The sequence below is a fragment of the Gilliamella sp. Pas-s95 genome, from assembly GCF_009795795.1.
In the GTDB taxonomy this organism is placed as follows: domain Bacteria; phylum Pseudomonadota; class Gammaproteobacteria; order Enterobacterales; family Orbaceae; genus Gilliamella; species Gilliamella bombicola.
In genome coordinates this window covers 66,626-81,490 of record NZ_WTFC01000003.1, presented here as the reverse complement: position 1 = coordinate 81,490, position 14,865 = coordinate 66,626, and the positions used below count along the sequence as shown (strand labels likewise).

General features: G+C 36.0%; 15 protein-coding genes and 2 pseudogenes. 1 reads left to right on the top strand and 16 read right to left on the bottom strand.

The annotated features are described in order from the left end of the window. Nucleotides 1-18: 18 nt before the first annotated feature. From GQ598_RS01610 to GQ598_RS01575, 8 genes are all read right to left on the bottom strand, one after another. Nucleotides 19-621, bottom strand: a complete 603-nt coding sequence (locus GQ598_RS01610) for a MarC family protein (protein ID WP_160402050.1) — start codon at nt 619-621, stop codon at nt 19-21. 145 nt (nt 622-766) lie between these two features. Further along, nucleotides 767-1,117, bottom strand: a complete 351-nt coding sequence (gene rplS / locus GQ598_RS01605; RefSeq protein WP_034900792.1) for a 50S ribosomal protein L19 — start codon at nt 1,115-1,117, stop codon at nt 767-769. Nucleotides 1,118-1,150: 33 nt separating this feature from the next. Further along, on the bottom strand, nt 1,151-1,903 hold the full coding sequence (gene trmD, locus GQ598_RS01600; protein ID WP_160402049.1) for a tRNA (guanosine(37)-N1)-methyltransferase TrmD: 753 nt from the start codon (nt 1,901-1,903) through the stop codon (nt 1,151-1,153). A gap of 16 nt (nt 1,904-1,919) precedes the next feature. Further along, complete coding sequence (rimM, locus tag GQ598_RS01595; RefSeq protein ID WP_160402048.1) at nt 1,920-2,450, bottom strand: ribosome maturation factor RimM; 531 nt, start codon at nt 2,448-2,450, stop codon at nt 1,920-1,922. Nucleotides 2,451-2,472: 22 nt separating this feature from the next. Next, nucleotides 2,473-2,721, bottom strand: coding sequence for a 30S ribosomal protein S16 (gene rpsP / locus GQ598_RS01590; RefSeq protein ID WP_034900786.1), 249 nt, complete (start codon nt 2,719-2,721; stop codon nt 2,473-2,475). 225 nt (nt 2,722-2,946) lie between these two features. Further along, the gene (locus tag GQ598_RS01585; protein ID WP_160402047.1) at nt 2,947-3,249 is read right to left on the bottom strand and encodes a hypothetical protein; all 303 of its coding nucleotides are present in this window, start codon (nt 3,247-3,249) and stop codon (nt 2,947-2,949) included. A 1-nt stretch (nt 3,250) separates the two neighbouring features. Beyond that, complete coding sequence (locus GQ598_RS01580; RefSeq protein WP_160402046.1) at nt 3,251-4,588, bottom strand: acyclic terpene utilization AtuA family protein; 1,338 nt, start codon at nt 4,586-4,588, stop codon at nt 3,251-3,253. A 20-nt stretch (nt 4,589-4,608) separates the two neighbouring features. Then, nucleotides 4,609-5,919 carry a CitMHS family transporter gene (locus GQ598_RS01575; protein WP_160402045.1) on the bottom strand — a complete coding sequence of 437 codons (1,311 nt, stop codon included), beginning with the start codon at nt 5,917-5,919 and terminating at the stop codon, nt 4,609-4,611. Between the two features lie 376 nt (nt 5,920-6,295). Between GQ598_RS01575 and GQ598_RS01570 the strand changes: the two genes are divergently transcribed. Next, on the top strand, nt 6,296-7,183 hold the full coding sequence (locus GQ598_RS01570) for a LysR family transcriptional regulator (RefSeq protein WP_160402044.1): 888 nt from the start codon (nt 6,296-6,298) through the stop codon (nt 7,181-7,183). A gap of 22 nt (nt 7,184-7,205) precedes the next feature. Here GQ598_RS01570 and GQ598_RS01565 read toward each other — a convergent pair whose 3' ends face one another. The 8 genes and pseudogenes from GQ598_RS01565 to aas all read right to left on the bottom strand — a co-directional run bounded on the left by GQ598_RS01565 (nt 7,206) and on the right by aas (nt 14,776). Then, entirely contained in the window at nt 7,206-7,580 is a 375-nt protein-coding gene (locus GQ598_RS01565) for a DUF956 family protein (protein ID WP_091348841.1), read from the bottom strand. 169 nt (nt 7,581-7,749) lie between these two features. Continuing rightward, on the bottom strand, nt 7,750-8,661 hold the full coding sequence (locus tag GQ598_RS01560; protein ID WP_160402043.1) for a PTS system mannose/fructose/sorbose family transporter subunit IID: 912 nt from the start codon (nt 8,659-8,661) through the stop codon (nt 7,750-7,752). 16 nt (nt 8,662-8,677) lie between these two features. Then, nucleotides 8,678-9,478 (bottom strand): PTS mannose/fructose/sorbose transporter subunit IIC, encoded by an 801-nt coding sequence (locus GQ598_RS01555; RefSeq protein ID WP_160402042.1) that lies wholly within the window; start codon nt 9,476-9,478, stop codon nt 8,678-8,680. Nucleotides 9,479-9,499: 21 nt separating this feature from the next. Then, nucleotides 9,500-10,042, bottom strand: a pseudogene (locus GQ598_RS11310) (PTS system mannose/fructose/N-acetylgalactosamine-transporter subunit IIB); the annotation flags it as partial. Between the two features lie 56 nt (nt 10,043-10,098). Then, nucleotides 10,099-10,474: pseudogene (locus tag GQ598_RS11305) on the bottom strand (PTS sugar transporter subunit IIA); the annotation flags it as partial. 146 nt (nt 10,475-10,620) lie between these two features. Continuing rightward, entirely contained in the window at nt 10,621-11,532 is a 912-nt protein-coding gene (gene murQ / locus GQ598_RS01545) for an N-acetylmuramic acid 6-phosphate etherase (protein WP_160402040.1), read from the bottom strand. After that, nucleotides 11,519-12,619, bottom strand: coding sequence for a lysophospholipid transporter LplT (gene lplT / locus GQ598_RS01540; RefSeq protein ID WP_160402039.1), 1,101 nt, complete (start codon nt 12,617-12,619; stop codon nt 11,519-11,521). The genes murQ and lplT overlap by 14 nt, the downstream gene beginning before the upstream one ends. A gap of 15 nt (nt 12,620-12,634) precedes the next feature. Continuing rightward, nucleotides 12,635-14,776 carry a bifunctional acyl-ACP--phospholipid O-acyltransferase/long-chain-fatty-acid--ACP ligase gene (aas, locus tag GQ598_RS01535; RefSeq protein WP_160402038.1) on the bottom strand — a complete coding sequence of 714 codons (2,142 nt, stop codon included), beginning with the start codon at nt 14,774-14,776 and terminating at the stop codon, nt 12,635-12,637. Nucleotides 14,777-14,865 lie beyond the last annotated feature (89 nt).

Here is a 14,865-nt window from a genome sequence, read left to right as displayed (position 1 = left end):
TTGAATTATTTTATTTGGTTATTTTAAAAAGGCGGATATTCCCGTAAATACAACTTGTGCTGCAATGGCTGATATGAGTAATCCTGTTAGTTTTGATAAAATCGCAATACCTGTATTTTTTAATACTTTTGCAATAGTTTTGGCGCATAGCAGCATAATGTAAATTCCCAGTGATGCAACAAATAATGAAATAGCGCCAACCGTATTTGATACAATTCCAATTGAGCTTGTGCCCATAACGATGATAGTACCAATAGATGCAGGCCCCATACATAGTGGGATAGCAAGTGGGACAACACTAATATCATCGTCACTGTTAATTTTGTTTTTTTCTGGCGAATCGTTCATAAGCGAAACTGCAGTAATGAACAATAATACTCCTGAACCAATACGAAATGCATCAAGAGTAAAGCCAAAAACGCTAAACATGGTGTTACCAAAAAAGAATAGTACAATGCCAATGATAAAAACAGAACAAGATGTTTTGAGTGCAGTTTTGCGTCGTAGCTGTTCATCATATTGTTTGGTGCCACTTAAAAATGCACTCAGGACAGCAGGCGGCGTCATTAATGCAAATAATTTTACTGTTGTGGATAAAATAGCAAAAATATAGTCAATCATAGCTCATCTTTTATATTAATTTTTTAAACTACGTCAATTTATCAACGTTATTGCTACGTTGACATTATTTTTATCATATATAAAAACGGTCACCATAAAGGTGACCATCTTAATCTGATATTTTTTATTGATAGCCAATAAAAAATTAGTTAAGGCGCTCTTTAATTCGAGCCGCTTTACCACGAAGTTCGCGTAAGTAGTAAAGTTTAGCTTGACGTACTTGACCACGACGTTTCACAGTAATTGAATCAACAATTGGTGAGTGAGTTTGGAATACTCGTTCAACACCTTCGCCATTCGAAATTTTACGTACTGTAAATGCAGAATGTAAACCACGATTACGAATCGCAATGACGACACCTTCATAAGCTTGAAGACGTTTTTTGTTACCTTCAACAACCCATACTTTTACTTCAACCGTGTCACCAGGGCGAAAAGACGGGATGTCTTTTTTCATTTGTTCTTGTTCTAATTGCTGAATAATTGCATTTTTCATAATGTTATCTCTTATGCTAGTTACACTGAAATATTAATTGCTTTGTTTATTGCTGTATTCATGTTTAAATTCAGCAAGTAAACATTGCTCTTCATCAGTCAGAGCTAGATTTGCAAGAAGATCTTCTCTTCTTAACCAAGTTCGTCCTAGTGATTGTTTTAATCGCCAACGACGAATCGCTTCATGGTGACCAGACATTAACACATCAGGCACCGCCATTCCATCTAACACCTCAGGCCGAGTATAGTGTGGACAATCAAGTAAACCGTTAGCAAAAGAGTCTTCCTCTGCTGATGATTGGTGATTTAATACACCAGGAATAAATCTTGCAAGTGCATCAATCATTGTCATCGCCGGTAATTCACCGCCACTTAACACGTAATCCCCAATTGACCATTCTTCATCAATTTCGGTTTGGATAACGCGTTCATCTATGCCTTCGTATCGTCCACAAATTAAAATTAGTTTTTCATTTTGGGACAATTCGCAAACACCTTGTTGGTTTAATTTGCGCCCTTGTGGGGAAAGATAGATTACTTTTGTATCGTCCCCAGCTACTACTTTTGCCGCATGAATTGCGTCTCTTAGTGGTTGTACCATCATTAACATGCCTGGACCGCCACCATAAGGTCTGTCATCAACAGTCTTATGCTTATCATGCGCAAAATCGCGCGGGTTCCAATAATCTATTGTTAACAGTCCGTTTTTAACTGCTCGACCAGTCACGCCATAACAGGTAATGGCTTGAAACATTTCGGGAAAAAGGCTAATAATGCCAATCCACATAGTTTTACCTTACCAATTAAAAAGCTGGATCCCAATCGACCACAATCGTTTTTGTTGTTAAATCTACTTGTTTAATAAATTGATCTTCAACAAAAGGAATCAAACGTTCTGTTGCTCCAAATGCATCTTTTAGGTTTGCTTTAACGACCAATACATCATTAGAGCCGGTTTCCATTAAATCTGTAACCAGGCCTAAATCATAACCATTAACTGTTTTGACTCGACAGCCAATGAGATCCTTCCAATAAAAATCACCATTACTAAGTGTTGGTAATTTTTCTGCATCAACAAATACTTCGATATTGGTTAATGCAATTGCTTGATCTCGATCATCAATGCCTTTGAGTTTCACAATCATATCATGATTATGTGGTTTAAAGCTTTCTACGATTACTTCTTGCCATTGCCCAGCACGCTGGATATACCAAGGGGTGTAATCAAAAATGTTATCTGGAAATTCTGTAAACGAAAAAATCCTGAGCCATCCGCGAATGCCGTAGCTTGAACCAAGTTTACCAACAACAATGAGATTCTCAGTATTCATCATTACAGGACTATTAATTACTAAATTAAGCAGCTTTTTGTGCTTGTTTGATCAATGCGTTAACACGATCAGAAACTGTTGCACCTAAACCAACCCAATGATTTACGCGATCAAGATCTAAACGTAATTCTTCTGCTTTACCTTGTGCAATTGGATTAAAAAAGCCAACGCGCTCAATAAAACGACCATCACGTGGGTTACGGCTATCAGTGACAACTACTTGATAAAAAGGGCGCTTTTTAGAGCCACCACGAGCTAAACGAATAGTTACCATAACATCCTCTTAAATTAAAAAATAATCTTTTTTCTGCCCAACACGGACAAAATCAAAGCCCCAGAATTATACTCTTTCTAGCAAAAAGTGCAATGGCTGTTTATTATCAATACCAAGTAGTAGCTTAAAAAGTATATTTATTGAAAATAGAATAAATAAAAGTCCCAACAATTAACTTTGTGGGACTTTTAAGTCATAATATACAATATAAATATAGGAAAAGCGTTATTCTATATCCATATCCATCAATGCAGCACTAAGGCCTTTACCATGCATATCGAGAGCTAAAGAACGTGTAACGCCACCGCCTAATGCTTCGTACATGACAAAATTTAATGCACCAATATTAGGTAGTTCATAACGAATTACTTTTCCTTTTACCGTATCTGAAAAGAATTCTTTTACTTTATCAGCGGTTACTGTGGCCTTTAGTTTTTCATAGTTATTGATGTCATAAGCAATGACAGAAATGTTAGATATATTTCCTTTATCTCCAGTTCTTGAATGCGCAAGCTGTCTTAGTTTCATTTTATACCTCCAAATAGCTGATAACAGGTTTGACGAGTGTTCTTTCAATCAGTGTCGAGTCCATAGCAACAATCTCTTTAACTGATTTATAAGCTCCTCCTCCAGCAGCTGGACCATTGGTATAGAGTGCTTCAACTTCGTTACCTATTAAGCTTGCATCAGACTTACTTTTAAAACGTCCTGCAACACGAACTCTAACTTCATAAGGTTTGCTTGCTTGAGATAGTTTACTTCCATGTAAAGAGTTGACTCCAATAAGGTCAAAACGTAATTCATCGGCATTTACCCCAATGATTGATAAGCGTTCTTTGACTATATCAAGTGCTAATTGACCGCGATCTACTGCACCAGGTCCTGCATAGCTCATTTCCCCTTCGCCTATAAAACCATCTAGGTAACCAACTGACACTTTTAATGTTTTAGTTTGCTCTCTGCCCGTAGCACCGGTTACTGCGACTTGATCTTTTGCGATTTCTTTGAAAGTTACTTTTGAAAAATCGGCGACGACATCAGGGGTAATATAATATTCAGGATTATGTATTTCATATAGCATTTGTTCTTTACAAGTATCTACATTAACACAACCTCCAGATTCAGGAACTTTGGTAATAAATGCTTCACCATTTTCGCTTATTTCAGCAATAGGAAAGCCTAAACGAGCAAGTCCTTGTACATCTTTGTAACCCGGATCAGCGTAATAACCGCCAGTTATTTGACCTGCACATTCGAGTAAGTGCCCAATTAAAGTGCCTTTACCTAATTTATCCCAGTCAGTTAATGACCAACCAAATTCGTAAATCATTGGTGATAGAAATAGAGATGGATCGGCAACTCGTCCAGTAATAACAATATCAGCACCAGCTTTAAGTGCATCAACTAATGCTTCACAACCCAAATAGGCGTTAGCCGAGACGATTTTTTTATCGGATTCGGAAACTTTTTTGTTAATATCATCAAGTTTAAGATCTTGTTCAACAACAGATTGATAAACATCATCACCTTCAACAATAGCAATTTTTAATCCAGCTAAACCTAGCGATTGAGCAATCGATTGGATTGCTTTTCCTGCTGCTTGTGGATTAGCCGATCCCATATTGGTGATAATTTTTATTTTATTTTGAACACAAAGTGGTAATACGGCACGCATTCTTGCTTCAAGTAATTCATTAAACCCAGCATTTGGATTAGTCTGTTTTTGTTTTTGACCTATTGCAATAGTTCGTTCTGCCAAGCATTCAAAAACTAAATATTGGATTTGTCCTTTTTGTGCTAACTCTACGGCCGGTTCAATACGATCGCCAGCATAACCAGCTCCACAACCAATTCTTATTTTTTTCATAATTAAATACCTCTTGTAATTTAAATCGGAAATACGCCAGTTACAACACAAGCAACAGTCATGATGATACTTGCTAACCATAAAACTGGAATACTAAATTTTTGATGATCAGCTAAATCTACACCAGCAAGGCTGACAAGTAAGAATGTGGCAGGCGTTAATGGACTAACAGGGAAACCAGTTGTCATTTGTCCCATAATAGAGGCTTGAGCAACTTGAATACTTGGGATACCTAACATTTCAACCGTATTAGCAACGACTGGCATAATACCGAAATAATAAGAGTCAGGATCGAAAATAAGGCTTAGTGGCATTGAGACAATACCAGTGATAAATGGTACATGGCTGGCAAAATGTTGAGGAATAAAGTTAACTGCAGATTCAGACATTGCTTTAAGCATACCAGAACCAGTCATAATACCAGTAAATGCTCCTGCTGCGAATAAAATACTGGCCATCATTAGTGCGGCTTTTGCATGGGCATTAATGCGTTCAGACTGCATTTTGACATTAGGGTAGTTGATCATCAATGCTAGTGTTAATGCAATCATAAAAGCAACAGTTGGGGAGATACGTGTAAATATCATGGTAGATAAAACAGCAACAACTAGGCCGATATTAACCCAAAATAAATGAGGGCGACGAAGTTTTTTCTCTTCTTCTGTTAATTCTTTTTCATGATGTGAAACATTGCTATTAGCAAGCATCCCTTCTTTAGTTAGTCCTAGACGCTTTTGTTCCTTTTTACCCCAGTAATAGCCCATAAATATCATAAATGTAAGTCCAACTATTTGGGCTGGAATAAGTGGTACAAAAAGATCATGAGTCGAGATATTTAATGCGCTAGCAGCACGGATCATTGGTCCTGTCCATGGTAAAAAATTGACACCAGCACTCAATGCGGTAATACCTATGAGCATACGTTTATCCATACCTAGTTTTGTGAATAAAGGTAACATAGTGGGGATCGTGACTAAAAAGGTTACAGCTCCATTACCATCTAAGTGGGCAATTAATGCTAGGATTCCTGTGCCAATAATAATTCTGATAGGGTTAGTGCCAACAAAACGTAATATACGTTTTATAATTGGATCAAACATTCCCGCATCAGTAATAACACCAAAAAAGGTAATTGCAAATACAAACATAGCGGCCATAGGGGCAAGCTTTGTTATCCCTGCTACAATATATTTTGGTGTTTCTAAACCCGAACCAGCAATTAAAGCGCCAATCGTGGGAATAATAATTAATGCTACAATGGGCGACATTCGCTTTGACATTATGCAATAAAGCATAACGACAATAGTTAATATGCCTGTAAGTGCTAACATAGATGCTCTCCTTATTCAAATAAATTTGCCATATAATACATAACTCAAAAGCAAACAATTATTTGAATAAGATATAGATATAGTTGTAATGAAAATAAGTCGCCATTTATTTGAAATACAAATAAGTACAGCATTTAACTAAATATATTTTTTTGATTAAAGTTTTTGTTATTCATATAGTTATTTTTTTCTTAAAAAATTTTTAAATTTTTACCTAAACGTAGGTCACAAAAAATAAAAATTGATTTTGATAACTTGTTAAAATAAATAAAAAATGTGATAGAGTTTTGTTATGGCGATAAATTAGCATTTAAATAAAAATGATGGATTCTTTTTTATAATGCTGGCAAATTATGAGAGATAAATTAATTATAATATGAATATATCTATCAAACAGTTACGTGCGTTTTTGGCTTTGGCGGAAATGGAAAATTTTACTAAAGCTTCGGAATTAGTCAATTTGTCCCAACCAGCTTTTAGTGCTCTTATTGCTACATTAGAACAAGAAATTGGCTTTAGGTTATTTGATCGTGATACAAGAAAAGTTCAGCTTAATTTTGATGGATTTTATTTTATCGAATTAGCTCGTAATCTTGTCCATAGTTATGATAATACCATTGAAAACATTAAACGTTATGCGAATGGTGAAGAAGGCTGTATTACTGTCGCTGTTCTACCTTCTTTAGCCGTGAAATGGTTGCCTGAAGTAATCGCAAAATTTTATTTAGAAAATCCTGAAATCAGGGTTAAAATTTTGGATACTCAATGGGATAGGTGTTTACATGCCATTATTGATAATTCAGCTGATATTGCCATTGCAGCAGGGACACCAACGTTAAAGGATATTCAAGCTGAACTTTTATTTTCGGATGACTTTTATTTAATTTGTCATAGACAAAATGAGTTAGCTAAAAAAGATTCTGTTCAATTAAAAGATTTGGAAGGTCAGCAATTTATTGCATTTTCCCAAGGTACAAGCATTCGACTTTATACAGATCAACTAACTCAATTATATAATATTCAATACACTATGGAGGTCAGACAATTAACTACTATGATGGGTTTGATTGCTGTAAACCAAGGCGTTAGCATCACTACAGGGTTAACGTTGTTTCAGTTTGAACATGATAATATTGCTATTATTCCCTTTAAAGACCTTTCATTAAAACGAGCAGTATATTTAATTAAGAAAAAAGAAAGGCAGCTATCTCAACAGGCCGAAAAACTCTATAATTTTATTAAGAATAATAATATTAAAGATTAACCAATAATTTTTTGGGTATACATTATTTTTTTGTTTTTTTCTTTATAAAAGCCCGTTTTAGAACATCAAAGAAACTAAGTGATCTGACCATTTTTTGCCCGTCAACATAAACTCGAATAGCTTTTAATACTTTTTTGGGTTCTTTAGATGCAAAGGTGAAAGTTCCATTTTTTTTAGTCTGAATAGAATAACGGGGAATCCATTTGCCACCTAACAGGACTGATGCAATAACATAATCAATTTCATCCCATGGTATTTGAATATATTTGCGAGGGTCATGCTGGTGGTAAAACTCAAAGGCTTTGTCACCGATCATTATGTTGCCATACTCTGAAAAACCAACGAAAGCAGTTGCTTGAATGGTTAAGTCTACTTTAGTGTTTAATGATTGAGCCATTATTATCCATAAGTAAGTTGGTGTTTTGTAAATTATACTACTATTTAAACCATAAAGTGGGTTGAAAATAGCTACTTTATTGAGACGTTATAATAAGATGACGATATATAAAAAGCACTATATATTAAAATATAGTGCCTTTTAAGAAAATTTTATAAAACGTTATGCTTTATAAAAGGCCTATTACATGGCCAACTACACCCACAATAAATAATCCAAGAATAATTAAAATAGGTGATACTTTTTTGCGAAGTAACCACATACATAAGAAAGTTAATAGTAATGGTACTAATCCTGGTATCAACTGATCCAAGTTATTTTGTAAGGTGGTGACCTTTTCTTGGGTTAGTGATAATCCGCTTTGCATTTGTTGTAACGCTTTTTGAATGCCTTCTGCACCTATTGGTAATGTATTCCAATCAATAAACGCGCCGTTATCTAATTTTACAGTCGAAACAACGGGTTGGAATTTTATTGATACCCACCTTTGTACTAAGGCAGCGAGGATAAACATCCCTAAAATAGAGGCTCCTTTAGTAATTTTTTGCAGTAAACCACCCGATAAATTATCAGTAATTTTAGAGCCTGTACGATAACCAAACTCTTGGGTATACCACATAAAAGAACATCGAATAATATTCCATAATAAAAAGAATAAAATAGGGCCAATGTAATCACCAGTTATTGCTAGTGAAGCCCCCAGAGCTCCAAGCATTGGTCGAACGGTAAACCAGAATACAGGATCACCGACTCCCGCTAATGGTCCCATCATTCCCACTTTTACCCCTTGAATGGCAACATCATCAACGGCAGCGCCATTAGCTCGTTCTTCTTCAAGAGCAAGTGTTACGCCTAGCACAGGCGAAGCTAAATAAGGGTGGGTATTAAAAAATTCTAAGTGGCGTTTTAGTGCTGCTGAACGATCTTCTTTAGTGGTATATAATTTTTTGATAGCAGGAATCATTGAATAAGCCCAACCACCATTTTGCATACGTTCATAATTCCAAGAACCTTGAAGGAAAGTTGAACGCCAAGCAACAGCTAAACGATCTTTTTTACTTAATTGAATTCTATCAGTCATTTTTTTCTCCAAGTTTCTAGTAATCATTTAAAATGTCATCAAGTGGGTCACCATTAGTACCACCATTTGATGAATTGCCGCGTTCAGAAAGATTGAGATAAATCAATGCTAATGCAATACCTAATGCACCGAGTGCAATTAGTGTAAGTTGTGATATGGCCGCTACAACAAAACCAATAATGAAAAACGGCCATACTTCGCGGTTTGCCATCATGTTGATTACCATTGCATAACCGACAGCAACAACCATTCCACCACCAATAGCCATACCTGTTGTTAACCATTCAGGCATAGCATCTAGTGCGCCTTTAACTGCTTCAGCAGGAATAAAGAGTAATGCTGCTGCTGGAATTGCGATTCTTAAACCTTGTAAACAGATACCTAAAATTTGTAATGATTCAATTTTTCGGAAATTGCCTTCTTCTGCTGCTGCATCCATCATATGTACTAACGGAACGGCAATAGTTCTAACTACCATAGTTAAAAATAGCCCTGCAACTGCTAAAGGAATAGCAATAGCAATGGCGGTAGATACACCTGCAACGCCTTGTCCACCCAGTACTAAAATAATAGACGAAGCAATAGAGGCGAGCGCTGCATCTGGAGCAACAGCAGCCCCAATATTAGCCCAACCAAGAGCTATCATTTGCAATGAACCACCTAGTACAACGCCTGCTTCTAAATTACCTGTCACTAGTCCAATTAACGAACAAGCAACCAAAGGTTGATGGAATTGGAACTGATCTAAGATACCTTCCATTCCTGCTAAAAAGGCGATAATTATCACCAAAATAATAGCAACAATTGATAATGTCATAATATAACCCCTATAAATAAACTAATTTTTTTGTTCAGCTAATTCTTCTTTCGCTTTTTTTAGTAATTCGTCCATATTGCTATTAGAATCGTTAGGTACTTTGCGAACATCAAATTTCACATTTTTTTCTTTCAATTTTTCAAATGTTTTGACATCTTCAGCATTCATTGATAGTACTTTATTTACCATAACTTTACCTACTGAATGTGCCATTGATCCCACATTAATAACATTAATATCGACACCACCTTCTATAGTCCTTAGGACATCTTCTGGATTTTCAAATAGTAATAATGCCTTGGTATTGCCAAAACGAGGATCGTGAGAAACCTCAATAATTTTTTTGATAGGAACGACATTCGCTTTTACACCAGGGGGTGCAGCTTCTTCAATGAGTTTTTTTCTTAACTCATCTTTGGATACTGAATCAGAAACAACGATAATACGATTAGGGTTGGTTGATTTAGTCCAAGCGGTAGCAACTTGCCCATGCAATAAGCGAGAATCTATACGTGCTAATACAATTTTCATTTTTCCATTACCCAGTACAGTGCCTTCTGGAATGGTTGATGATTGTTTAGTTGATTGAGTGTTGGCAGTTGGGGTGGCGACTGTTGTGCGTACGCCTTCTTTGGCAGGTTCAATAATTGCTGCTGCAATTTCTTTTGCTGTTTCCATCGAAAATCGAGAAGAATAAGCTTCAATTAGCATGGGTAAATTTAATCCTGCTACAATAGCCCAATTACTATGTTCTCCACACAAATTGTTAGCTTGATTAAATGGTGTTCCTCCCCATAAATCGACTAAAAAAAGTATTTCATCTTGATTATCAAATGTAGCTATTGCTTCAAGCATTCGTTCTTTCAAACTTTCCGGACTATCACTTGGATGCAAGGTAACTGCTTTAACATTTTCTTGTTCTCCAAATATCATTGTTCCTGATTGTAGAATACCTTCTGCAAACTCACCATGAGTTGCAAGGATAATTCCAACCATATAACTACCTCCTAATTTTTATATTAATTACATAATATAAAGCCTATAAAATAAAAATATCTATTTATTTTACACTACAAATAAACTAAGAAATATGTGTTTATTACATTTTGGTAAAAAAATTAAGCTTTTATTGTTCATTAAAGCTAATCTTGCTTGGTTTGTAATGCTTGACGAATAAATCCTTGTTCTTTAATAATTTTTTGTTTTGCCTGCTCTGCATTTATACCTAAGAGAATCATTAAAATTGCAATTTTACAGTGTTTTTGGCTTTGCTCTAATGCTTGAATAGCAATTTCCCGACTACAATTGGTGGCTTGCATGACTATTGATATTTGTCGTTCAATGAGTTTTGCATTGGTTGCTTCGACATCGACCATTAGATTGCCATATACTTTGCCTATTTTAATCATGCTGGCTGTGGTTAGCATATTTAATACTAATTTTTGTGCAGTTCCGGCTTTCATTCTTGATGATCCAGTAATTACTTCAGCACCGACAATAGGGGTGATTGCTATATCTGCTATGTTGATCATCGGGGCTTTAAGATTGCAGCATAAACTTATGACAGTTGCTCCGATTGATTTGGCATATTGCATACCGCCTATTACATAAGGTGTGCGCCCACTAGCTGCTATGCCGACTAAAATGTCGTTTGAGCTAAAATGGATATTTTTTAAGTCATTAACTGCTAATTCGGGGGTGTCTTCAGCATTTTCAACTGCTTTAAAAATAGCTTGTTCCCCTCCAGCAATTAATCCAATAACTTGTTCATGCGGAGTACCATAAGTTGGTGGGCATTCACTTGCATCTAAAATACCTAATCGACCAGAAGTCCCGGCACCGATATAGATTAATCGCCCTTGATTTGAAAACCTTTGACTAATTGCATCAACAGCTTTTGCTATGTTTACTAGCTCTTTTTCAACAGCAAGTGCGACTTGCTTATCTTCATTATTGATGATTTGAAGTATTTCTAACGTTGAACAGTCGTCTATTTTTTCACTATTAGGGTTACGACTTTCAGTTAACATACTAGATAGGTTAATTTGTTGCATTTTTTCTTAATCCTAGCCATAACAAAAATATTACTATAGCAAATAAACTACCAAAACCAACACCGATAGTAATAACTGATAAATTTAGGTAAACAGCTAATGTATAAAGTCCTAGCATTAGCATCATTGCTGTATATTCGCTTAAGTTTTGTACCGAAATGATACTGCCGGCACCGACTAAATCTTTACCTATTTTTTGAATAAAAGCATTCAATGGTACTAAAAAAAAGCCACCTAATGCCCCAATAATAATAAGTAAAATATAAATTGAAATAAATGTACTTGCCAGCCCGGCACCAATAACAATGCCAATAGCGACAATGGCGTTTAGATTTGTTGGCGTTGCATTGTCGTGTATGTCTAAAATAGCAGGAACCCAACTAATTAACAAAAAACGTAAAGTAATACCCGCTCCCCAAAACAAACTAGTACCAAATAATGTGAATGAGACTTGTTTATCAGTGAATATGATTTTAATTGTGTTCGCAAAATCTTTTATCATAACCATAAATTGCCATGGAATATTTTGTCGTGCGGCAGGTAATTTAGGAATAAAAAGGTTAGCAATAATTGCTAGCCCATACATTAATACACAAATCAATATAGATATGCTTACATTAAGATCGGCAATATGACCACCCGCTAGCGAACCAAGTAAAATTGCCGCAATGGTTGATGCTTCAATTAAACCATTTGCTTTAACCAAATTATCGCCCGTAGTAAGTTCGCCTAAAATCCCATATTTAGCTGGAGAGTATGCGGCTGCCCCTATGCCAATTAAAAAATAGCCAATAAAAGGACTAATATTTAAACATATACAACCAGCACCGAGTAATTTCATACTATTTGAAATCATCATAGCTTTACCTTTTGACATGCTGTCAGCAAATTGACCAACAAAAGGGGAAAGAATGATGAATGGCAGCACAAAACTAATTTGTAATATTGATCGGCTCCAAGCTGGATAATGTAGATTGTTGATGAAAGCTAAAATAGCAAAAAAGATGGCGTTATCGGCAAATGCTGAAAAAAACTGCGCTAGCATGGTTGCAACCATGCCTTTGCTTAAAAGAGAATATTGATTCATTTGGAATCCTTTTATTTATTCGTCAGCCATCTTCCGTAGTGTAATAAAGTCGATTTTACCTGTACCAAGTAATGGTAATTCTTTAACTACACGGATATCACGAGGAATAGCTAATGCAGGAATACCAAGTTCTTGAGACACTTGGTTAAGTTGCTCTCGATTTAATTTTGTCGAAGTAGTAAATAGAACAATAGCTTCTCCTTTTGCTGCATCGGCTTTAACTGTTGCGCCGTGCATGGCATCAATGTCGACTTTTTTTGCTAAGGCTTCAACACTTTCTAATGAAACCATTTCTCCTGCAATTTTAGCAAATCGTTTTAAGCGTCCTTTAATTGTGACAAAGCCTTCGTTATCAATAGCAACGATATCGCCAGTGTCATACCAACCTTTTTCGGATTGCCCATGTTCATCGATTGCAATTGGTTCTTCAAGTTTGCCTGGATTTTCAACACGTAAATAGCCTTTCATCACATTAGGGCCTTTAACTTGCAATTGACCGCCCTCGCTAATACCTGGCACATGAATTAATCTTGATGTCATGCCTGGCAATAATCGACCTACTGTACCGGCTTTAAACGCCATTGGAACATTAAGTGCCACTACGGGTGCACACTCAGTAACACCATAGCCTTCTAAAATACGGATACCATATTTATCTTTCCACTGCTCGCGTACTGTGTCTGATAATTTTTCTGCACCAGCAACAACATAGCGTAAACGCATAAAGTCATATGGATGGGCGTAACGAGCATAGTTTGCCAAGAAAGTTGGCGTGCCAAATAAGACGGTACAATTTTGATCATAAATTATTTCAGGCACCATACGATAATGTAATGGATTTGGATATAAAAATGTGCGGCTACCAGAAAACAGCGGTAAAAACAATCCAGCAGTAATACCAAAAGCATGGAATAACGGTAGTGCGGACATAAAGCGATCAGCCGGAGTTGGATCGATAACAGTTCGAATTTGCTCAACATTAGCAAGCAAACTACCATGACTATGAGCAACACCTTTAGGATTACCTTCTGAACCCGATGTAAACAACACGAGAGCCTCGTCATCACTTGATTGAGAGCGTTTAACCAAACGAGGGATATACTGATGAACTGCAACATAAAGTTTATCCGTAAGAGTTAAACTGTTACGTAGATCTTCAAGAAAACACCATTTAACATCTTTTATTTGTTCCAGAAGATGATCAAGTTTCCCTTTTTGAATAAATTTGCGTGAAGTAATGATAGTTTTAATTTCAGCAGCTACAATTGCACAAGTCAGCCCTTTGGTACCAGCAGTATAATTGAGCATAGCTGGAATTCGGTTTTTAACCGATAAGCCAAAAATTGTCGCAACGGTAATGGTTGCATTAGGCAGTAAGACGCCAACACGTTCTTTTTTCTGAGTAATTTTTGCAACAATACAGCTAACACCAATGATTTGTTTTAATAAATTACGATAAGATGCTTCATGAGTTGTTGGGTCTTGCACCATTCGCGATTTGACACCATAGCGGACTTGCGCTTCAAGCAAAGCTTCAAATAGCGTTAATTTGGGGCGACTTGCCATACGTGCATTCATCATAATTTGATGAAGTTTTTCGCCTGCAATATAACGTCTTTCACTAGCTTTAGGTGCATTAGGCATAGCTATAGATGTCGGCTCAAGCACATGAATGGTTATTTTAGGAAATAAACGACGTTTAAATAATCCTTTTAAACGACTGGTTAAAGTAAATTCAGCTCCTTCAATCCAGACAGGTACAATTGTTGCTTGAGAACGGGCTGCAACAAAAGCAGCACCATCATAAATTTTCATTAATGAGCCAGTGACAGTAATTCTTCCCTCTGGGAATATGACTATTGGACGGCCTTTTTCAACTTCGCGAACTAATCGCTTGATTGCCATTGGGCTTAGTGGATCCATTGGCACGAAATCGACATAACGCTTTGCTAAGCGGACTAACCAGTGATTAATATAGCCAGCATAAATAGCAAATACTGGTCTTACAGGTAAAAATAATCCGATTAGGATACCATCAAGGAAAGATACATGGTTAGGGGTGATAAGAAGTCTATCTTGTTTTAAATTGTCAAGATTACCATGAATTCTGACATGAAATAAAACCTTTAAAAAAAATTTTAATATTTTAAATAACATCCGATTTCTCAATTACCGTGCAAAATTACACTCTGTAATAATAGTGAAAATACATAAAATATACAACAAAGACTATTTTTTATTATAAA